18 protein-coding genes are annotated in these 20,342 nt (G+C 53.6%); 13 read left to right on the forward strand and 5 right to left on the reverse strand.

Features of this window, described 5'->3' with window-relative positions; genetic code table 11:
* Positions 1-79 precede the first annotated feature (79 nt).
* Positions 80-1,552 carry a hypothetical protein gene (locus EL386_RS14315; protein ID WP_126456902.1) on the reverse strand — a complete coding sequence of 491 codons (1,473 nt, stop codon included), beginning with the start codon at positions 1,550-1,552 and terminating at the stop codon, positions 80-82.
* 260 nt (positions 1,553-1,812) lie between these two features.
* On the opposite strand from EL386_RS14315, the gene EL386_RS14320 reads away from it, so the two are divergent.
* Both EL386_RS14320 and EL386_RS14325 read left to right on the forward strand, forming a co-directional pair.
* Entirely contained in the window at positions 1,813-2,361 is a 549-nt protein-coding gene (locus tag EL386_RS14320; protein WP_126456903.1) for an RNA polymerase sigma factor, read from the forward strand.
* Positions 2,358-3,077 carry a DsrE family protein gene (locus EL386_RS14325; protein ID WP_126456904.1) on the forward strand — a complete coding sequence of 240 codons (720 nt, stop codon included), beginning with the start codon at positions 2,358-2,360 and terminating at the stop codon, positions 3,075-3,077. Before EL386_RS14320 ends, EL386_RS14325 begins: the two co-directional genes overlap by 4 nt.
* Positions 3,078-3,233: 156 nt before the next feature.
* On the opposite strand, the gene groL is transcribed toward EL386_RS14325, so the two are convergent.
* From groL to EL386_RS14340, 3 genes are all read right to left on the reverse strand, one after another.
* A complete protein-coding gene (gene groL / locus EL386_RS14330) occupies positions 3,234-4,886 on the reverse strand; it encodes a chaperonin GroEL (RefSeq protein WP_126456905.1) in 1,653 nt (550 codons plus the stop codon).
* A gap of 45 nt (positions 4,887-4,931) precedes the next feature.
* Entirely contained in the window at positions 4,932-5,222 is a 291-nt protein-coding gene (locus EL386_RS14335; protein ID WP_126456906.1) for a co-chaperone GroES, read from the reverse strand.
* 439 nt (positions 5,223-5,661) lie between these two features.
* Positions 5,662-6,099 (reverse strand): FxsA family protein, encoded by a 438-nt coding sequence (locus EL386_RS14340; protein ID WP_126457384.1) that lies wholly within the window; start codon positions 6,097-6,099, stop codon positions 5,662-5,664.
* Positions 6,100-6,211: 112 nt separating this feature from the next.
* Here EL386_RS14340 and cutA point away from each other — a divergent pair, with 112 nt between their 5' ends.
* The 11 genes from cutA to purH all read left to right on the forward strand — a co-directional run bounded on the left by cutA (position 6,212) and on the right by purH (position 17,626).
* Complete coding sequence (cutA, locus tag EL386_RS14345; protein ID WP_197722110.1) at positions 6,212-6,574, forward strand: divalent-cation tolerance protein CutA; 363 nt, start codon at positions 6,212-6,214, stop codon at positions 6,572-6,574.
* A 14-nt stretch (positions 6,575-6,588) separates the two neighbouring features.
* Positions 6,589-8,874 carry a protein-disulfide reductase DsbD gene (locus EL386_RS14350; protein WP_126456907.1) on the forward strand — a complete coding sequence of 762 codons (2,286 nt, stop codon included), beginning with the start codon at positions 6,589-6,591 and terminating at the stop codon, positions 8,872-8,874.
* A gap of 124 nt (positions 8,875-8,998) precedes the next feature.
* The gene (locus EL386_RS14355) at positions 8,999-9,541 is read left to right on the forward strand and encodes a TlpA disulfide reductase family protein (RefSeq protein WP_232020212.1); all 543 of its coding nucleotides are present in this window, start codon (positions 8,999-9,001) and stop codon (positions 9,539-9,541) included.
* Between the two features lie 449 nt (positions 9,542-9,990).
* Complete coding sequence (gene aroQ / locus EL386_RS14360; RefSeq protein WP_126456909.1) at positions 9,991-10,428, forward strand: type II 3-dehydroquinate dehydratase; 438 nt, start codon at positions 9,991-9,993, stop codon at positions 10,426-10,428.
* 29 nt (positions 10,429-10,457) lie between these two features.
* Complete coding sequence (gene accB, locus EL386_RS14365) at positions 10,458-10,910, forward strand: acetyl-CoA carboxylase biotin carboxyl carrier protein (protein ID WP_126456910.1); 453 nt, start codon at positions 10,458-10,460, stop codon at positions 10,908-10,910.
* 52 nt (positions 10,911-10,962) lie between these two features.
* Positions 10,963-12,303 (forward strand): acetyl-CoA carboxylase biotin carboxylase subunit, encoded by a 1,341-nt coding sequence (gene accC / locus EL386_RS14370; RefSeq protein ID WP_126456911.1) that lies wholly within the window; start codon positions 10,963-10,965, stop codon positions 12,301-12,303.
* Between the two features lie 202 nt (positions 12,304-12,505).
* A complete protein-coding gene (gene prmA / locus EL386_RS14375; protein ID WP_126456912.1) occupies positions 12,506-13,390 on the forward strand; it encodes a 50S ribosomal protein L11 methyltransferase in 885 nt (294 codons plus the stop codon).
* A 50-nt stretch (positions 13,391-13,440) separates the two neighbouring features.
* Positions 13,441-14,637 carry a DUF3426 domain-containing protein gene (locus EL386_RS14380; protein ID WP_126457386.1) on the forward strand — a complete coding sequence of 399 codons (1,197 nt, stop codon included), beginning with the start codon at positions 13,441-13,443 and terminating at the stop codon, positions 14,635-14,637.
* 116 nt (positions 14,638-14,753) lie between these two features.
* Entirely contained in the window at positions 14,754-15,740 is a 987-nt protein-coding gene (dusB, locus tag EL386_RS14385) for a tRNA dihydrouridine synthase DusB (RefSeq protein ID WP_126456913.1), read from the forward strand.
* Positions 15,737-16,027 carry a DNA-binding transcriptional regulator Fis gene (gene fis / locus EL386_RS14390; RefSeq protein ID WP_126456914.1) on the forward strand — a complete coding sequence of 97 codons (291 nt, stop codon included), beginning with the start codon at positions 15,737-15,739 and terminating at the stop codon, positions 16,025-16,027. The genes dusB and fis overlap by 4 nt, the downstream gene beginning before the upstream one ends.
* Before the next feature lie 39 nt (positions 16,028-16,066).
* Positions 16,067-17,626 (forward strand): bifunctional phosphoribosylaminoimidazolecarboxamide formyltransferase/IMP cyclohydrolase, encoded by a 1,560-nt coding sequence (purH, locus tag EL386_RS14395; protein WP_126456915.1) that lies wholly within the window; start codon positions 16,067-16,069, stop codon positions 17,624-17,626.
* Positions 17,627-17,695: 69 nt separating this feature from the next.
* Here the strand turns inward: purH and EL386_RS14400 are convergent, their stop codons facing one another.
* On the reverse strand, positions 17,696-20,341 hold the full coding sequence (locus EL386_RS14400) for a PAS domain-containing protein (RefSeq protein ID WP_126456916.1): 2,646 nt from the start codon (positions 20,339-20,341) through the stop codon (positions 17,696-17,698).
* Between the last annotated feature and the right edge of the window lies 1 nt (position 20,342).

Here is a 20,342-nt window from a genome sequence, read left to right on the forward strand (position 1 = left end):
AGAATCCTCTTCGGGTTACACCATAGAACCCTGCGGGTTCATTATGGATACCCTAACCACTTCCAGTGGTTCAGGGCAATTAAAAAAGATACGTTAACTGCAGGCCCATGCGGTCACCAATTGAATCCGTAACAATGTCGACATTGTTATTGGATGCGCCAGCAACCGTCGCATTAGAGAAGGCGGCCGTGTAATCATTTGGTTTTTCAACATCGCGGAAGCCGTAGTTAAAGGTCAAACGCGCCTTCGGTGTGAAGTGATAGGTAACACCCAATGTGGTTTCATCGATTTCACGCTCATTACCCGGGTCGATGCCTGCGGCGACAGAATACAGGCGCTGTTCACGCGCCCAACGGATGTCAAACTGCCAGTGCTTGTCGAGATAGAAGCCATATTCTAATTGTAAGGCGCGTGATTTGTTGTCTTCATCGGCAGCCAATTGAACTGTCCCTACGAAAGGGTTACCCGTTTGACCTGCGACACCCGCAACAGGGCCAAGGAAGATCATGCCTTTGGCATATTCAAGCTCGGCGGCAAAGCGGTGTTTGTACTTGGAGCCAAAGAATTTGCCCAGACCCTTAACACCAACACCGTAGCGGGTACGGTCAAATTCTTCACCCGTAGGGTCGGTGTAGAACTGGCGCTCACCACTCTGGTGCCAGGCAAACATCTTCACGCCATTCTTGCGTGGGCCTTTCCCGCCTGGCAGCAATTTTTCTGCTGAGGCATAAAGATATAGTTCCTCGTTGTTATCGCTGTCACTGCCGCGGCTAATGGATTCGCCACGACCGACCTTGACGGCGTAGCTCAAGTCCCACGAATTGTTGGCAACCTTAAAACTATCAAAGACCTGCACACCCCAGTCACGCGCCGCACTAAAGCCATAGGCCTCACGCTGTGCCGTGCCGATGTCATCTGACCCCGGTACTTGACCGACAGCAGTGGTATTACCACTGTAGAAATTTTCCAGTACCTGTGCCGCACCAAAGGTGGTGAATTCGATGAAATCAATGGTATGGACAGCCTGAAAGATTTCTTCTGAAATCGGGTTTTTGAACAAACCTGCGCGGATACGGGCGCCCGGGATATGGTTAAAGGTCAGGCTGGCATGGTCGAGCGAGACCGGGCGACGATCTGTACTAAATTGGTTCTGATTGAACAGGCCATCATCGAGTGCCAGCAGGCCGAAGTAGTTAATCTTCGAGGTAAAGCTATTTAATAACGGCCCCGATAAACGACCACGCATCCCCAGGCGTGCGCGACGCAGGTAGACTTGTTCGGTCTCGTTAAAGTCAGGGACAACGGTATTAGGCACGGCATAAGAGCCGTTAGCAGGGGCACCTACAAGGGTGAGCCCTTTCAATTTTTCAGCACCCGGGTTAGCACTGTAGGCAGGCTGAACAAAGGCAAACAGACGGTGATCCGGCGCCTTTTTCCCTTCCGTGCCCTGCAACATCAGCCAGTTAGCAGCACTGGCGGTACCCGTGAGCAGCAGCCCTGACAGGCAAGCAACCGTAGTCACCGCATGCTTAATATGGGGGGATATGAACATGTGTCTCTCCAAATGAATAGTGTTAAATACACTTTGTTATTATCAGTTGTTATTATTAACTGACGGCGCAGTATAGAAATTTTTTTGCCTGTTTTTATAAGCTAAAGATGGCAATCAGATGGATAGACGAACTTGAGGAGCCATTTATTCCATTTTCTTCATTTGTATATTTTATGGCTGCCATAAAAATAAAAAGTACGTGAGCGATGGAATAATTGCTTATTGTTATCCGTCTACGCTTAAGGGCTACGATAATTATCATGAAGCTGCTTGATACATTATGCAAAAACCGTGAATTTGACCAAGCACTAACCAAAAGCCGTGAACGTCTGTATCGGATCGCCTTTGCATGGAGCCATCACCCCGATGTCGCCGATGATTTAGTGCAGGAGACGTTTTCCAAGGCCTTGCGTCAACGCAAGCAGCTTAGAGACATCGATTCAATCGGGCCGTGGTTATTCAAAATACTTATGAATACCTGGCATGATTATCTGCGTTGCAAAAAAGAGACTATTGAATATGACGAAAATCTCTTTGCCGATGAGGAAACCCCCGAGTCAGTCAATTCACGCTATGAAACGAAACAGCACGTGAGACAAGCGATGCAGAGTTTACCGATGGGCCAACGTGAGGTATTAACATTGGTTGATCTGGAGCATTGCAGTTACGCCGAGGTGACCGAAATATTAAATATACCCGCAGGCACCGTGATGAGCCGGTTATGTCGTGCTCGGCGTCTTTTAAAAGAGATATTGCTTGATAATAGTCGACAAGCCAATGTGCTTGAACTAAGGAGACACAAGCTTTGAACCGGGATAAACATTTTATTTCAGATGAAGAGCTAAGTGCTTTTCTCGATGATCAACTCGATGCACATGAACGCGACCGGATATTGGCCGTGATTAATCACGATAGTAATACTAACCACCGCCTGAGCGAACTGCGCCTGTTACGGGATATGCTTCAACATACCTACGAGCAACCACCCCGTCGCAACAATATGAATAAAAATTCTGTTGCTACCAATAATTTCACTACGCGCTGGGCCATGGCAGCCTGTGTGATGCTGTGTTTTGGCGTAGTACTGGGTTGGTTCGGCCATCTGGGAGTAACTACCGACAAACCGTTAGAAAATTTATCTGCTGTCAGTACCCCTACACAGTCGGCTAATATGATTTTGCATCTGACGTCCTCTGATCCGGATAAAATTAATGCTGCGCTGGATCGGGCAGAGCATATACTTGCAACGAATAAAACACATAACAAGAATTTTCAACTTGAGATTATTGCCAACGATGGTGGGCTTAATTTAATGCGTCAGGACGAACCTTCTTACCAATTGCGCGTCAAGGCATTAACGGCTCAATACGACAATGTGACATTTCTTGCTTGTGCCAAAGCAATCAAGAATTTGCAGGAAAAAGGTATCGATATAGAGTTATTGCCCGAGGTTGGAATCGCCCCATCGGCATTAAAGCAAATTATTCAGCGCATGCAACAAGACTGGCAATACATCAAGGCTTGAAGCAAAACCCTACTTCCACTATATCGCTTGCAGGGCAACCCCGCTAAAAAGAGATTCCAGGAACAATTTTAAACCTCGGTGTACGTGCACAACGGGCATAAAAAAACCCCCGCCTTTCGGCGAGGGTTTCATATAAGGCTTGGGAAAAGCCAGGGCTTACATCATGCCGCCCATGCCACCCATACCGCCCATACCACCCATATCCGGGGCACCGCCACCGGCACCATCTTCAACTGGTGCATCAGCCACCATGCATTCGGTGGTGATCATGAGGCCGGCTACCGACGCGGCATTTTGCAATGCTGAGCGGGTGACCTTGGTTGGATCCAGAATACCCATTTCGATCATGTCGCCGTACTCACCGCTAGCGGCATTATAACCGTGGTTACCTTTACCGGCCTCAACATTGTTAAGAACCACTGAGGCCTCTTCGCCGGCATTGGTGACGATCTGACGCAGCGGCTCTTCCATGGAGCGACGGGCGATGCTGATGCCCACGTCCTGATCATGGTTGTCACCCTTCAGATCCTTGAGGGCCTGCAGGGCCCGCACCAGGGCAACACCACCGCCCGGTACCACACCCTCTTCGACGGCAGCACGTGTTGCATGCAGGGCATCTTCCACGCGGGCCTTCTTTTCTTTCATTTCAACTTCGGTAGCAGCACCGACCTTGATCACGGCAACACCACCGGCCAGCTTGGCGACGCGTTCCTGCATCTTTTCACGGTCGTAGTCAGAAGAGGTTTCTTCCATTTGTGAACGGATCTGGTTAACGCGGTCTTCGATTTCCTTGGCGTTACCGGCACCATCGATAACAATGGTTTCTTCCTTGGTGACAACGATTCGCTTGGCGGAACCCAGTTCTTCGAGAGTGGCCTTCTCCAGTGACAGACCGACCTCTTCAGAGATCACGGTACCACCGGTGAGGATAGCGAGGTCCTGCAGCATGGCCTTGCGACGATCACCGAAGCCCGGGGCCTTAACGGCACAGACCTTGACGATACCACGCATGGTGTTCACCACCAGTGTCGCCAGGGCTTCACCTTCAACGTCTTCGGCGATAATGATCAGCGGACGACCCGCCTTGGCAACAGCTTCCAGCACAGGCAACAATTCACGGATGTTGGAGACCTTCTTGTCATGGATAAGCACGAACGGCTCTTCCATTTCGGCGGTCATGTTCTGCTGGTTGTTGACGAAGTAAGGTGACAGGTAGCCGCGGTCGAACTGCATACCTTCAACGACGTCGAGTTCGTTTTCCAGGCTGGTGCCTTCTTCAACGGTGATAACGCCTTCCTTGCCGACCTTATCCATTGCATCGGCAATGATGTCACCGATATTGGCATCGGAGTTGGCAGAGATGGTGCCGACCTGGGCAATGGCCTTGTTGTCGGCGCATGGCTTGGAGAGCTTCTTCAGTTCTTCAACGGCAGCGGCAGCGGCCTTGTCGATACCGCGCTTCAGGTCCATCGGGTTCATACCGGCGGCAACTGACTTCATGCCTTCACGGACAATGGCCTGGGCCAGAACCGTAGCCGTGGTGGTACCGTCACCGGCGACATCAGACGTCTGTGACGCGACTTCCTTCACCATCTGTGCGCCCATGTTTTCAAACTTGTCCTGCAGCTCAATTTCCTTGGCGACAGAAACACCGTCCTTTGTCACGGTTGGAGCACCGAAGCTCTTTTCCAGAACAACATTACGACCCTTAGGACCCAAAGTAACCTTAACGGCATTGGCCAGGATGTTGATACCGGCGACCATACCGTGACGCGCGTCATCACCAAATCTTACTTCTTTTGCTGACATGTTATTTCCTCTTAAAAATTATTCGTTAATAGTCGCGGGATGGCCTTAGCCTTCTACCACGCCCATGATGTCTTCTTCGCGCATAACCAGCAGGTCTTCGCCGTTAACCTTGACTTCGCTGCCTGAGAACTTGCCAAACATCACGATGTCGCCCACCTTAACGTCGAGGGCGCGAATATCGCCGTTCTCGAGGATCTTGCCCTTACCTACTGCCAAGACTTCACCCTGGGCAGGCTTTTCGGTTGCTGAATCTGGGATCACGATGCCCCCGGCGCTGGTGCGCTCCTCTTCCTTACGGCGGACGATCACACGATCATGCAAAGGACGAATGTTCATGAATAAACTCTCCTGAAATTATTACTATATAAATCAATGGTTAATCTTTTATTGCGAGCGTTGTTAGCACTCACCGCGGATGAGTGCTAATCATAAGGCCGAAACATGAAAAATCAAGGGCGCAGGGGAAGAATTATCTCGTGGGAAGAATTATCTCGTTGCAGATCGAGTCAATAACGCAAAGGGCGCAAAGACGCAGAGGACGCCAAGAAAACCTAACTGTAAGAATAAGAAAGTGTTATAGAGGATTTATATGATTAACAGGGTAGTTTGCCGCTCTATGTTGAATATATACGACTTTTTAATCCTTTCAATTTTGTCCAGATTATTTAATACCGCATAGAATAAGCATAGTCTCCTGGTATTTTTTTCTGGATTTCCTTTGCGTCCTCTGCGTCTTTGCGCCCTTTGCGTTACTTTCCAGAGAGTTAACGACTACTCAGTCATCATCACGCCAGTATTCGCCCTCGATGGTGCGGGAAGAGTCAGTGGGGCGGCGGCCAGGTCCCGGCGGCGGGCGCATGCGGCGACGTAACCAGGCCTTGATCACGGCACGCCGCAGCGGCGTGACCAGGCACAGAAATCCAATAATATCTGTGAAAAAACCGGGGGTTAGCAACAATATGCCGCCAATGAGCAGGAAAAAACCTTCCAGCATTTCAATCGCCGGGACCTCTCCGCGTGCAGTGGCCTCCTGCACCCGGCGCAGGGTCGACAACCCCTGGGCCTGCAACAGCATGGCGCCGAGTACGGCGGTAAAGACCACCATGAAGACGGTCGGGATGGCACCGATCACCGAGCCTATCTCGATCAACAGGTAGAGCTCGAGCAGGGGCACGGCGATAAACAGCAGGAATAAAATATGGCCAGGACGCATCTTGTATAAGGTACTCGGGACAGCGGCTGAGGGCAAAGAAAAATCCGCTACCTCGGCTATTACGGGATCATCACTAGTGGCGAGTCTGTGAATCTAGTATCTTTCCTTATATATGGAGCCAAAGACTGTCCATTCGCACACACCCATGCTGGTGTATTGCACCTGTCCGGATCATGCGACAGCGGTTAGCCTCGCCAACACCCTTGTCGATGAGGCGCTGGCCGCCTGCATCAATATCGTGCCGGGCCTGACCTCGATATATCACTGGCAGGGCAAACGCGAAACGGGCAGCGAAGAACTACTTATGATAAAAACTATCCAGGAACAGTACCCGACCCTGCAGGCACGTATCGTGGCATTACACCCTTACGAACTTCCCGAGGTGATCGCTGTCTCTATTCAGGCAGGCTTACCCGCCTATTTGGACTGGATTGATACATCCTGTCACCGAAATACCATGAAGCCGAACCATTAACGAAGACAACAGATATGAAAAAACTACTACTCCTGCTCGGCACCCTGCTTATCAGTCAGCTGGCCTTTGCCATTGCTGAAGATGAACTCCTGCCCCCGGAACAGGCGTTTAGTGTTAACGCCCGCGCCATTGACGCCAACACCATCGAGGTTGAATGGAAAGCGGCTGAGGGTTACTACCTCTACCACGACAAATTCAATTTCCAGTCAGAAACCCCCGGCATTGATCTGGGCACGGCACAAATTCCACCAGGCAAAAAGAAGTTTGGCCTGCGTGCCGACGGTACCGAGGGCGAACTGGAGGTCTACCGTCACAAGGTAGCGATCACCCTGCCGCTGAAACGCAGCGATGCCGCCAGCCAGAACAGCCTGCGCCTGAGCGTCGGTTCCCAGGGCTGTGCCGATGTGGGTGTCTGCTACCCACCCCGTCGCCAAACTGTTTTACTCAACCTGCCCGCAGCCACGCTTGTATCAAAAAACGTTACAGGCCTGCAGTCATTAACCTCACTCGGTAACAGTCTGGGTCTGGGCAGCGCCGAGCGCGAGTTCCTGCCCCCCGATGAGGCCTTTGCCTTTAGTGCCCACATAAATGAAACCGGCAACATCATTGCCGACTGGCAGATCGCAGAGGGTTATTACCTGTACCGTGACAAGTTTGCCTTCAGTACCGACAGCGCCGGCATGCAAGTCGGTAATGTCAGCCTGCCCGCGGGTGAAATGCACCACGGTATTCTGCCTAGCGGTGGCGAAGGTGACGTTGAGGTTTATATGCACGGTGTGCAGGTCGCCGTGCCCGTGCTACGAAGTAATGCCGCAGGCAAAGTAATTAACCTGACTGCCAAGTTCCAGGGTTGTGCCGATGCCGGTATATGTTATCCACCGATGAAGAAAACGGTGAGCCTCGAGTTACCCGCCGGTCTTGCCAGTAGCTCTCAAGGCAGTGCGTCAGCAGATACCAGCTCAACTGTCTCGTCAACCAAAGACGAGCCTGTTGCCGAACAAGATCGGCTTGCGCACCTGCTTACCAACAAGCCTGTGCTTGCGGTGTTATTGTTCTTCGTCTTCGGTATCGGACTAGCACTAACACCCTGTGTCTTCCCGATGATACCTATCCTGTCCAGTATCATTGTTGGCCAGGGCGAAGGCATTACCACGCGCAAGGCCTTCACCTTATCACTTGTCTACGTTTTAGCTATGGCGGTTACCTACACAACTGGCGGTATTATTGCCGGCATGTTTGGTGAAAACCTGCAGGCCGCCTTCCAGAATGCCTGGATCATCAGTGGTTTTGTCGGCATCTTCGTCGTCTTGTCGCTGTCGATGTTCGGTTTCTATGACCTGCAACTGCCCTCCGCCCTGCAGAGCAAACTCACCGAGATCAGCAACAAGCAGGAAGGCGGTACACTCATCGGTGTTGCTATCATGGGTTTCCTCTCGGCCTTGATCGTCGGCCCTTGTGTCGCCGCACCACTGGCCGGTGCACTGCTTGTCATCGGTCAGACTGGTGACCCAGTTCTAGGAGGCTTTGCCTTGTTCTCATTGTCGATGGGTATGGGTGCACCGCTTCTCGCTATCGGTGTCTCGGCCGGTAAATTCCTGCCACGCGCCGGTGACTGGATGAAACCGATCAAGGCCGTGTTCGGCGTAGCCCTGCTGGCCGTGGGTATCTGGATGCTGGAACGCATTATCCCGGCAGAAGTCACCAATACGCTCTGGGCCGTGTTGCTCATCATCTCTGCCGTTTATATGGGTGCACTCAGCCACCTACCGGTAGAGGCTGATGGATGGAGCAAACTTTGGAAAGGCATAGGACTGGTCGGTCTGATCTATGGTGTTATGTTGTTGATTGGTGTAGCCAGTGGCAATACCGACATGATGCAACCACTGCGTTCTTCTAACACCGTGATCATGGGAGGTAGTGCAACGGCCATGGAGCATAAAGTCTTCGACAAGGTAAATAATAATGCTGAACTCGATGTCGCGATCAAGAAGGCCAGTAGTGAGGGTAAGGCGGTGTTCCTCGACTTCTATGCCGACTGGTGCGTCGAATGTATCCGCATGGAAAAATCGACCTTTGCCAAACCAGAGGTACAAGCCCTGTTTGCCGACATGGTTCTGCTCAAGGCCGACGTTACCGACAATAATGATGAACACAAGGCGATGCTTAAACGCTTTGGTTTAATAGGCCCGCCGGCGATGATGGTGTTTGGCAAGGATGGCATGGAAAGGCGTAACTATCGCATGATCGGTTTCTATCCACCGGAAGAATTTGTGCCACACGTACGCCAAGCCTTGCAGTAGAACACTGCTGGGAAGCCGTCATTGTTGTTACTATGCGCGCCGGTCGTATTGATTACGACCGGCCTTTTTTATAAAACAAACGAGAAAGATGCTTTCTCAAGTACCTTTATTTAGGGATATGTCCGTGAAAAAACTCAGCCTCGTCAGCCTTGGATTACTGGCAGTATTACTCAGTGCTTGTGGTGAGAACAAGAATGCAAATACTGAAAACCCACCAGCCAAAACAGTAACCAGCAGCATAAGCATTATCGGCAGCCCACGCCCCGGGTTTGCCCTGCCTGATACCGAGGGTACACCACACCATATTAAAGAATGGGATGGCAAGGTGCTCGTGATCAACTTCTGGGCGACCTGGTGCCCGCCCTGTCGCAAAGAGATGCCAGCCTTTATCGCCTTACAGGAACAATATGGCGCACAGGGCCTGCAGTTTATCGGCGTCGCCATCGATGAGGCCGACAAGGTCATCGACTTCATGGATACCTATGGTGTGAACTACCCGATGCTGCTTGGTGATCTGGCCGCCATCGATGTGGGCAAACAATATGGCAATCGCTTCGGCGCGCTGCCCTATACCGTGATCGTCGACCGCCAGGGCATGATCGCCTTTACCCGCCGTGGAGAGCTTGAAAAACACGACGCCGAGGCCGAGATCAAAAAACTACTCTAGGCCTCGCTTGGCCTTCTGGAAAGTAACGCAAAGGTCGCAAAGACGCAGAGAACGCTGAGTAAACTCGAAAAAAATCAGTTCCACATAGTAATTCAAGTGAAATACGAATTATCCAGTTATCATGTAAATCCTGTTTAATTAGCTTTTGTTCTTCTCTGCGAGCTTTGCGTCTCGCGCGATGTTTAGGAGAAACAAGTGTCGCGAAGTGCATGGACGCACGAGGGCGACCCCCTGCGTTACCTACCGGGAATAAAAATATACTCCATGCCTATTTTGTGAACTTTGTTGAGAAATTCGGCGAATTTTGGCTTAAATTCTCAAAACGTGCGCAGAACTGGACAAGCTTTCCCAGATCCTTCACAATACGCACAGGATTACTGAAAATTTCATGCGTGATCATGTAGCTATATGCATCGATCATGCCGCTATTTCAAAGATTAACGATAGACATGGCAAAACTATTACTCCTGAATGGCCCGAATCTGAACCTGCTCGGCACCCGTGAGCCGGCGATCTATGGTGCCACTACGCTCAAGGATATCGAGACCCGCCTGACCGAACTGGCCACCGGGGCCGGCCATAAACTCGACTGCCTGCAGAGTAATGCCGAGCATGAGCTCGTCAACCGCGTACAACAGGCACAGCAGGAAGGCGTCGCCTTTATCATTATTAACCCGGCCGCCTTTACGCATACGAGTGTCGCCCTGCGCGATGCCATCGCCGGGGTCGCCATCCCGTTTATCGAATTACACCTGTCCAACGTCCACGCCCGTGAGGAGTTTCGCCGCGAGTCCTACTTCTCGGACCTCGCCGTCGGTGTCATCACGGGGCTTGGCGCACAGGGTTATGAACTTGCACTGCAGGCGGCCATCGCCCGCGTTGAATAACAATTTTGATTAGAAGAGTCTGAAACATCATGGATATTCGCAAAGTAAAAAAACTCATTGAACTGCTTGAAGAGTCCGGCATTGCCGAGATTGAGATCAAGGAAGGTGAAGAGTCCGTACGCATCAGTCGCCACGGCCAGGCCCCTGCCTATGCCGCGCCGATGCCGGCACCGGTTGCCGCGGCGCCGATAGCCGCACCGGCCGCAGCAGCTGCCGCTGCCCCTGCCGAGGCAAGCAGTTTGCCGACAGGCCACCAGGTCTTGTCACCAATGGTCGGAACCTTCTACCGTTCACCTTCCCCCGGTACGCCAGAGTTTGTAAAGGTCGGACAGAGTGTTAGCGTCGGCGATACCCTCTGTATCATCGAGGCGATGAAGATCCTGAACCAGATCGAGGCTGACAAGTCAGGTGTGGTCAAGGCCATCCTTGCCGAAAACGGCCAGCCTGTCGAATACGACGAGCCATTGTTCATCATTGAGTAAAACTTGTCGGCCATCTGTAATCAGTTGCCGTCAGTGAGAGTGATCGGATCCTATGTTTGAAAAAATTGTTATCGCCAACCGCGGAGAGATCGCGTTGCGTATCCTGCGCGCCTGCCGTGAAATGGGCATCAAGACCGTTGCCGTGTATTCATCTGCCGACCGTGACCTGAAGCACGTGCGCCTGGCCGACGAGGCCGTCTGTATCGGTCCGCCCCCATCAGCCGACAGTTACCTGAATGTCCCTGCCATCATCAGTGCCGCCGAGGTGACTGATGCCATGGCGATTCACCCGGGTTATGGCTTCCTCGCCGAAAACGCCGACTTTGCCGAACGTGTCGAACAGAGTGGCTTTACCTTTATCGGTCCGAAGCCACACTCGATTCGCACCATGGGCGATAAAATCGCCGCTATCGAGGCCATGAACGCTGCCGGTATCCCCTGTGTACCAGGCTCCGATGGCCCAATTACCGAGGATGACAGCAACGTGTTAGAGGTAGCCCGCCAGATTGGTTATCCTGTCATCATCAAGGCCGCCGGTGGTGGTGGTGGACGTGGTATGCGCGTCGTGCACAGCGAGGCCGCACTGCTGAACGCAATTTCACTGACCCGCAGCGAGGCGCGCGCCGCCTTTAGCAACGATATCGTCTATATGGAAAAATTCCTCGGCGACCCGCGCCACATTGAGATCCAGGTTCTATCCGACTCGCATGGTAACGCCATCCATCTCGGTGAACGTGACTGCTCCATGCAGCGTCGCCATCAGAAGGTCGTTGAAGAAGCACCGGGTCCGGGGATTACCGCGGAGCAACGCAAGTTCATCGGTGAGCGTTGTGCTGAAGCCTGCCGCTCAACCGGTTACCTCGGTGCCGGGACCTTCGAGTTCCTGTTCGAAAACGGCGAATTCTACTTTATCGAAATGAACACACGCGTGCAGGTGGAGCACCCGGTTACCGAAATGATCACCGGTGTCGACATCGTCAAGGAACAGATCCGCATCGCCGCCGGTGAGAAACTTGGTTATAAACAGGAAGACATTGTCCTGCGTGGTCACTCGATCGAGTGCCGTATCAATGCCGAGGACCCGAAGACCTTCATGCCGTCACCGGGTACGATCAATAACTACCATGCCCCGGGCGGGCCGGGTGTGCGCGTTGATTCACACATCTATAACGGCTATCGCGTGCCACCGAATTACGATTCGATGATCGCCAAGATCATCACCCACGGTGATACCCGTGATATCGCCATCGCCCGCATGCGAGGAGCCCTGAGCGAACTGGTCGTCGATGGCATCAAGACCAACGCACCGCTGCAACTCGACATCCTCGCCGACAGCGCCTTCCAGGCCGGCGGCACGAATATCCACTTCCTCGAGAAAAAGTTAGGCTTGTAATACAGCGCCTTTCTTGAATCCCGATATAAATGCAGAGGTCGCAAAGACGCGAAGGTCGCCGAGAAGAACAAAAAATAACCATGAAAAAATTATTCATGTTTCCTTTGCGTTCTCTGCGTCTTTGCGCGATGTTTAGGACGAACAAGTGTCGCGAAGTGCATGGACGCACGAAAGCGACCCCTTGCGTTAATAACTCCTGATCATGCCATGGTTACGTTTCACACTCCGCACCGATAACGCCCACGCCGATGCCGTGATCGAAGCGCTTGAGGCCGCCGGTGCGCAGGCCGTGACACTCGTCGATGCCGAAGACCAACCCCTGTTTGAACCCGGCCCGGGCGAGACACCGATGTGGACCGAACTCGAGGCCACCGGCCTGTTCGAGGCCGACATCGATACAAAGGCCCTGCGCCAGCAACTCGCGACACAGATACCGGAAACCATCCTCGCCACGCAGCGCCTCGAACCGCTCGAGGATAAGGACTGGTCGCGCGTCTGGATGGACGACTACCAGCCGATGCGTTTTGGCCAGCGGCTGTGGATCGTGCCGAGCTGGTGCGAGGCCCCGGAAGCAGAGGCCGTCAACATCCTACTCGACCCCGGCCTGGCCTTCGGTACCGGCACCCATCCGACCACGGCCCTGTGCATGGCCTGGCTGGATGCACAGGACCTGCAAGACAAGACCGTGCTCGATTACGGTTGTGGCTCCGGCATCCTCGGCGTCGCCGCCGCCAAGCTCGGTGCCAAAAGCGTTACCGCCATCGATATCGACCCGCAGGCCCTGCTTGCCACACGCAGTAACGCTGAACGCAACGGGGTCAGTGACAAGATCCGCACCGGTCTGCCGCACGAACTGCATGATGATGAACGCTTTGATGTTGTGCTGGCCAACATCCTCGCCGGCCCGCTCGTCGAGCTGGCGCCGAGCCTCTGCCAGGCCCTGCGACCCGGCGGCTTAATAGCACTATCCGGCATCTTGCAAGAACAGGCCATGGCGGTACGCGAGGCCTACACCGCTTACTGTGACATGGACGAGCCCGTCACTGAGGGTGACTGGTTTCGTCTAAGCGGGACCAAAAGATCCTAATGGCCACTGAGCACTATGGCCGTGGCGGCCAATAATGCTATCTTCGAGCCATGATGCAGACCCAATGTCCACAATGCCACACCGCCTTTCGCGTCAGTGAAGAACAGCTTGAACTCGCCGGGGGGCGGGTCCGCTGTGGCCAGTGCCTGCATGTGTTTGTCGCCCGTGAGCACTTTATCGACACGCTGCCCGCGAAAACTATTGATCTTATTAGCGCGGATGAAATCACCCTCCCCGATATTGAGACCGACAACCAGCTTGTCGAGGTCGAGCTTGAGGGCATCGAACTCGAACAACCTGAGGAACTGGTCCTTACCGAATTAGACGTCCCTGAGATCGAAATACCCTCTCTCGACGCACTAGATGACCATGCCGAACAACCGCTAGAAACAGAAGCCGCCAGCACCGAGCCCCCGGCCGAGGATGCAACCGAGACACTGGCGAAAGCCCCAGCGGATACCTCGACTGGCATAGGGGGCGTTGAAAGTACTCCGCCTACTGACGCCGTAGCCGGCCTCCCGCCGGCCATCAATACGGCATGGTTGGGACATTATGCGGCCAATGAGGAATACCAGCCGGACGAGCTTGCCGCAGGAGAAATTCAGACTGGCCAAACGGTAGAAGTCGCCGAGGCTACACAAGGGCAGCAGGCGGCAACAGCGGCGACTGATATCACTGAACCCAGCGGCCCGGATGAAACCATACCGCTACTCACCGAAACCTATGATGCCGCGCAGCTCTACCCCGAGCTGAGCGCCGCGCCGATGCCCGTGCGGACGGCGCATACCGGACTCTACAGTCTCGCCATTCTTGCCCTGCTGGTGACTTTTCTTCTGCAAGCAACCTACGTCCTGCGCGATACCCTGGCCGAACAGCCGGCACTGCGACCCTTCATGAGCGATTTCTGCGCGGTTCTTGACTGCCGGCTCAGCCTGCCGCGTGAGCCGGAAAAGATCCTCCTCACACGTAGCGAGGTGCGCAGTCACCCGGCCCAGCGCGGCGCGTTGCTGGTCAAGGCAAGCATGCAGAACCGGGCCCACTTCCGCCAACCCTACCCTGTCCTGCGCCTGCAGTTCACTGACCTCGATGGCCGCGCCCTGGTCGGTCGCGATTTTCTACCCCGTGAATACCTGCCGGATGATGTGAATATTCAGGCCGGTATGCCCATCAATAGTGATGTCAACCTATCGCTGGAACTCGTCGATCCCGGCGGCCAGGCGGTCAGTTTCAACTTTAACCTGTTATAAGGCCCTAAAACGTGAATCCGGCACTTTGCCTATGGAGTCGAAGGGGGTATGATCGGCGGTTCGCCGTTGGCGACACTGTGTATTTAAAATAACAATTTCGGACACAAACCAGCAACATGCAAATCGGGCCTTACCACATCAGTAATCGTCTCGTCGTCGCACCGATGGCCGGCGTCACCGATCGCCCGTTCCGCCAGTTGTGCAAACGCCTCGGTGCTGGCATGGCCGTCTCCGAAATGGTCTCCTCGAACTCCCTGCTCTGGGGCAGCGAAAAGACCAAGCGCCGTGCCAACCACGATGGCGAAACCGACCCCAGATCAGTACAGATCGCCGGCGCCGTGCCGGCCATGATGGCCGAGGCCGCCAGGCACAATGCTGATAATGGTGCCCAGCTCATCGATATCAATATGGGCTGCCCGGCGAAGAAGGTCTGCAACGTCATGGCCGGTTCGGCCCTGCTGCAGAACGAGCGCCTGGTCGGCGACATCCTTGAGGCCGTGGTCAATGCCGTTGATATCCCGGTAACCCTGAAGATTCGTACCGGCTGGGACCGTGACAATCGCAACGCCGTCAACATCGCCCGCATTGCCGAACTGGCCGGTATCCAGGCGCTGGCCATCCATGGTCGCACCCGCGCCGATGCCTACAAGGGCGAGGCCGAATACGACACCATCGCCGAGGTTAAAAGCCGTATTGCGATCCCGGTAATCGCCAATGGCGATATCAACACGCCCGAGAAGGCCCGGCACGTGCTCGACTACACGGGTGCCGATGCCGTTATGATCGGTCGTGCCGCCCAGGGTCGGCCGTGGATCTTCCGCGAGATCGACCACTACCTGAACACCGGTTCACTGCTGGCCGAACCTAGCCTAACCGAGATCCGCGATATCCTTATTGAACACCTCGATAACCTGTACGCCTTCTACGGTGAATACACCGGCGTACGCATGGCGCGTAAGCACATCTCCTGGTACAGCAAGGGCCAGACCCACGGTGCTGCCTTCCGCGATGCTGTTAACCGTATCGAAACGCTTGATGATCAACTTCACATGGTCCATGAGTTCTTTGCCGAGCTCATCGACAAACAGGAACTTGCTGCATGAGTACTACTGCCGAAGCCGCCGTGCTTGAAACCTTGTTTCAGGTCAGCGCCGAAAAGAGCCACCGCCCCTTACGCGAGTGTATCGCCACTGCCCTGGAAGAATATTTTCGTCACCTCGACGGCCATGAGCCGGATGACCTGTATCAACTGGTCCTGCAGGAAATGGAAGAACCCCTGTTGCGTGCCGTACTCGATTACACGCGCAGCAACCAGAGCCGCGCTGCCATAATGCTCGGCCTGAACCGCGGTACCCTGCGCAAGAAAATGAAACAGTACAATCTCGACTAACACCCACCGCCTTTACATCTTTTGCCTCCGAGGTCTTCCATGTCTGCTATTCGTCGCGCCCTGCTCAGTGTCTCTGATAAAACCGGCATTGTTGAATTTGCCCAGTCCCTGAGAGATTCAGGTGTAGAAATTCTCTCCACCGGCGGCACTGCCAAGTTACTGGCCGACAATGGCATTACGGTTATCGAAGTCTCCGACTACACCGGCTTTCCGGAGATGATGGACGGTCGCGTCAAAACCCTGCACCCGAAGGTACACGGTGGCCTGCTCGGTCGTCGCGGCATCGATGACGCGGTGATGGCCGAACACGATATCCCGCCCATCGATATGGTGGTTGTAAACCTGTACCCGTTCCAGGAAACCATTGCCCGTCCGGACTGCGACCTGCCGATGGCGATCGAAAACATCGACATCGGTGGCCCGACCATGTTGCGTTCGGCCGCGAAGAATCACAAAGACGTGACCGTAATCGTCAATGCCGATGACTATGCCCGCGTACTCGAAGAGATGGCCGCCAATAACGGTGCCGTCAGCGATGCAACACGCTTCGACCTCGCGGTTAAGGTTTTTGAACATACGTCAAACTATGATGGTGCGATCGCCAACTACCTCGGTGAGCGTACCGAACCTGGCGAACAAGACTTCCCGCGCACCTGCAACCTGCAGTTCCAGAAGGTACAGGCCATGCGTTACGGTGAGAACCCGCACCAGTCTGCGGCCTTCTATGTTGAGGCCGGTAGCAAGGAGGCCAGCATAAGCACGGCCAGACAGTTACAGGGCAAGGAACTCTCCTATAATAATATCGGTGATACCGATGCCGCGCTCGAGTGCGTCAAGCAATACAGCGACGGCCCGGCCTGTGTCATCGTCAAACATGCCAACCCCTGCGGAGTCGCCATTGGTGGCTCGCTGCTCGAGGCCTATGACCGCGCCTACAGCACCGACCCGGAATCGGCCTTCGGTGGCATCATTGCCTTCAACCAGGCCCTTGATGCCGAAACGGCCAGCGCGATTGTTGAACGTCAGTTTGTTGAGGTGATCATCGCACCGAGTGTCAGCCCGGAGGCGATTGAAGTCGTCGCCAGCAAGAAGAACGTCCGCCTGCTTGAGTGTGGCCAGTGGTCAAATGAACCCGCTGCGCGTTTCGATTACAAACGCGTTAACGGTGGCCTGCTGGTACAGGGTGCCGACCTCGCCCTCTATGATGACCTGAAGGTCGTCAGCAAACGCGCGCCGACCGAGCAGGAAATGCTCGACCTGTTGTTCAGCTGGAAGGTCGCCAAGTTTGTGAAGTCGAACGCGATCGTCTACGGCCTGAACAATATGACTATCGGTGTCGGTGCCGGCCAGATGAGCCGCGTCAATTCGGCCCGCATCGCCGCGATCAAAGCCGAACAGGCCGGGCTGGAGGTGAAGGGTTCGGTAATGGCCTCGGATGCCTTCTTCCCGTTCCGTGACGGACTCGACCAGGCGGCCTCGGTCGGTATACGTGCCGTCATCCAGCCGGGTGGCTCGATGCGTGACGATGAGGTCATTGCCGCCGCCGATGAACACGACATCGCCATGGTCTTCACCGGCATGCGGCACTTTAGACATTGATGACTCATTGGCCCACAGAACCCTAAAGGGTTCTGTGAGCCAATAAATCCTTGTGCCTCTCCACCGGTTTCATTCTGAGTCCAGCAAGTTACGCACGCGTCGCAACAAGGTTTTGACAGAGTAAGGCTTGTCGAGAAGGGTCTTGCTATAGGGGTTGTCTTTTTCCCTGTTGTTCAGGTCGCTGGTATAACCACTGGCAAGTTGAATTTTGACCTGTGGATACATTTGTTTAACCTGGCGAGCGAGTTCATAACCATCCATACCCGGCATAATGACATCACTGACCATCACATCAACCCTGTTACGCGACAGGATCCACAAGGCACTGTCAGCACCTTCGGCACAATAGACCTTGTAGCCCTGTTGCCTGAGAATATTCTGACCCAGTTCCAGCAGGGCCTTTTCATCATCAACCAACAACACGATTTCAGTACCTCTAAATTCCTCAGGATCGTCGCCTTCACCCGACGGGCCTTCATCGGCTATAGCTCCGGAATGATCGCGCGGAAAATACAAAGAAAATTCGGTACCCCTGCCCACATCGGAATGTACCGTGATAATCCCGCCGCACCGTTCCATAAAACCATAAACCTGACTCAGACCCAGTCCGGTTCCCTGTTTCCCCTTGGTAGTAAAAAATGGGTCAAAGATCTTGCTTTGTGTTTTTTCATCAACCCCGATACCACTGTCAATGATTGACAGCCTGACGTAATCGCCCGGACAGGGTAAACCGACTGCATCCGCCTCCAGTGCCGCCAGGCTTTCATTCTGTGTGACATAGGATAGCTTGCCACCACCCGGCATGGCATGCATGGCGTTGATACTCATATTCAGGATTGCGTCTTCCAGCTCGCCCTTATCGACCATGACCGGCCAGAGCTCATCATCCAGTTTCATCGTCACGTGGACCCTGGCGGTGAGTGTCTTTTTCAACATGTTTGCATCGTCCTGCAATACCCTGTTGATGTTAACCTTCGACTCCTCGGTGCCGCTTTGCCCGGAGAACGACAGCAATTTACGGGTTAACGCCGCGCCACGTTCGCCGGCGGCCTTGATCTCCTCGGTGAAATGCAGATTCGGTGAATCCTTATCAAGATTCCGCCGCAGGATCTCGGCATAACCAATAATCACATTGAGTATATTATTAAAGTCATGCGCAACACCGCCCGTAAGTTTGCCGATGGCATCCATCTTCTGGCTACGGCGTAGCAATTCGGCCTGCTTTCGTGACTCGGTGATATCGGTTGATATACCACACACGGCATAAGGCTCGCCCTCCTGGTCAAACAGACAGAATTTGGAGCTGGAATATATGTGCATGCCATCTTCCTGTGGTGCTCTTTCCTCGGAATGCAAAGCCAGACGGGAGTGCAGCACATCCTGGTCATTACTTGCCATTTCATCGGCAATCGTCCGGGGAAATACATCATGTGTGGTCTTGCCACAAATCTCCTCACTACTGATATTAAAGAGCGTCTCAAACTGCCGGTTAATCATCATGTAGCGGCCTTCAACATCCTTGACATAAATGACCGCAGGGCTGTTATTTATGATGGCCTGCAGGCGCTGCTCATTACTTCTAATCGTTTCCTGCAGGGCGTATTCTTCCGTGACATCCCTGAAGACGAGGATGGCACCAATAATATGCTGTTGTTCAGCGTAGATGGGTGCCGCGCTGTCGGCAATCTGGTACTCCGTTCCACCCCTGGCGATCAACACCGTATGGCTGGCCAGACCCACCATCTCACCGGTTGCAATCACCCGCTCCACCGGATTTTCTGCAGGCTCACGTGTCTGCGCATTAACGATCGAAAATATCTCGCTCAGGGGCTTGCCCCTGGCATCGGCCAGTTTCCAGCCCGTCAACTTTTCCGCCACCCGGTTCATCCGCGTGACCTGGCCTTTGATATCGGTGGCAATAACGCCATCACCGATACTGTTGAGTGTCTGTGACAGGTTCAGCTCATTCTTCGACAGTTGTGTGATCGATTCATCAAGATTGAACTGCATGGTATGAAAGGCATCGACAAGCAAATCGAATTCATCCTGGTGGCTGCTGTCATTTTCCCGGCGATCCAGCACCAGACGGCGATCCAGGTTTTTTATGCTGATAGTCTCCGCATATTCCGCCATCTTGCGTAAATGTCTTGCCACCAACTGGAAAAAAAGAAACAACATGAAACCACTGATCAGGAATGTCTTAATGGCATTACTGATAATAATGGTCGTCGCCTGATCAATGAGGTGCTGATATACACTTTCCAGGCTTGCGGTGATCTGTATCAGGCCGATCAGTTGCGGCTGATTCTGAAACGTATATGTCAGCGGGTATTCCCGTTTTATGGTATTGGTATTCGGCAAGGTCCCTTTGTCAATAATTAATTCCGCATCTTCATAGACCCGGATATGTTCGATATCCGGAAGGCGCAGGATGCCCTGCAGGGTTTGCTCAAGTTCCTCCTGGTCCGCCACCCACAGCCGCGAGGCAATATTGTCAACATAACTGTCACGAATTTCATTCAGACGCGACTCAATACCGCTTACATCCACCTTATATATTTCGTACAACTGAAAGGCCGAGGTAAACACTGTGATGAGGGTGCTCGCCAGCACCACATAGATAACCAGGCGTCTGGCAAGACGACTGCTGCTGCGAAAAATATTATTATTCTTTATAAGATTCACTTTATTAAATTCACTTTTTTGTATAGCCATG

This window comes from Sulfuriflexus mobilis (genome assembly GCF_003967195.1).
Classification (GTDB): domain Bacteria; phylum Pseudomonadota; class Gammaproteobacteria; order AKS1; family AKS1; genus Sulfuriflexus; species Sulfuriflexus mobilis.

Bases quoted from the DNA above. Each gene is read 5' to 3' on its own strand.
- accB (WP_126456910.1), top strand. From the start codon at position 10,458: ATGGATATTCGCAAAGTAAAAAAACTCATTGAACTGCTTGAAGAGTCC.
- EL386_RS14335 (WP_126456906.1), bottom strand. From the start codon at position 5,222: ATGAACATTCGTCCTTTGCATGATCGTGTGATCGTCCGCCGTAAGGAA.
- aroQ (WP_126456909.1), top strand. From the start codon at position 9,991: ATGGCAAAACTATTACTCCTGAATGGCCCGAATCTGAACCTGCTCGGC.
- EL386_RS14380 (WP_126457386.1), top strand. From the start codon at position 13,441: ATGATGCAGACCCAATGTCCACAATGCCACACCGCCTTTCGCGTCAGT.
- dusB (WP_126456913.1), top strand. From the start codon at position 14,754: ATGCAAATCGGGCCTTACCACATCAGTAATCGTCTCGTCGTCGCACCG.
- cutA (WP_197722110.1), top strand. From the start codon at position 6,212: ATGGAGCCAAAGACTGTCCATTCGCACACACCCATGCTGGTGTATTGC.
- prmA (WP_126456912.1), top strand. From the start codon at position 12,506: ATGCCATGGTTACGTTTCACACTCCGCACCGATAACGCCCACGCCGAT.
- EL386_RS14340 (WP_126457384.1), bottom strand. From the start codon at position 6,099: ATGCGTCCTGGCCATATTTTATTCCTGCTGTTTATCGCCGTGCCCCTG.
- EL386_RS14315 (WP_126456902.1), bottom strand. From the start codon at position 1,552: ATGTTCATATCCCCCCATATTAAGCATGCGGTGACTACGGTTGCTTGC.
- accC (WP_126456911.1), top strand. From the start codon at position 10,963: ATGTTTGAAAAAATTGTTATCGCCAACCGCGGAGAGATCGCGTTGCGT.
- EL386_RS14400 (WP_126456916.1), bottom strand. From the start codon at position 20,341: ATGGCTATACAAAAAAGTGAATTTAATAAAGTGAATCTTATAAAGAAT.
- fis (WP_126456914.1), top strand. From the start codon at position 15,737: ATGAGTACTACTGCCGAAGCCGCCGTGCTTGAAACCTTGTTTCAGGTC.
- groL (WP_126456905.1), bottom strand. From the start codon at position 4,886: ATGTCAGCAAAAGAAGTAAGATTTGGTGATGACGCGCGTCACGGTATG.
- purH (WP_126456915.1), top strand. From the start codon at position 16,067: ATGTCTGCTATTCGTCGCGCCCTGCTCAGTGTCTCTGATAAAACCGGC.
- EL386_RS14320 (WP_126456903.1), top strand. From the start codon at position 1,813: ATGAAGCTGCTTGATACATTATGCAAAAACCGTGAATTTGACCAAGCA.
- EL386_RS14350 (WP_126456907.1), top strand. From the start codon at position 6,589: ATGAAAAAACTACTACTCCTGCTCGGCACCCTGCTTATCAGTCAGCTG.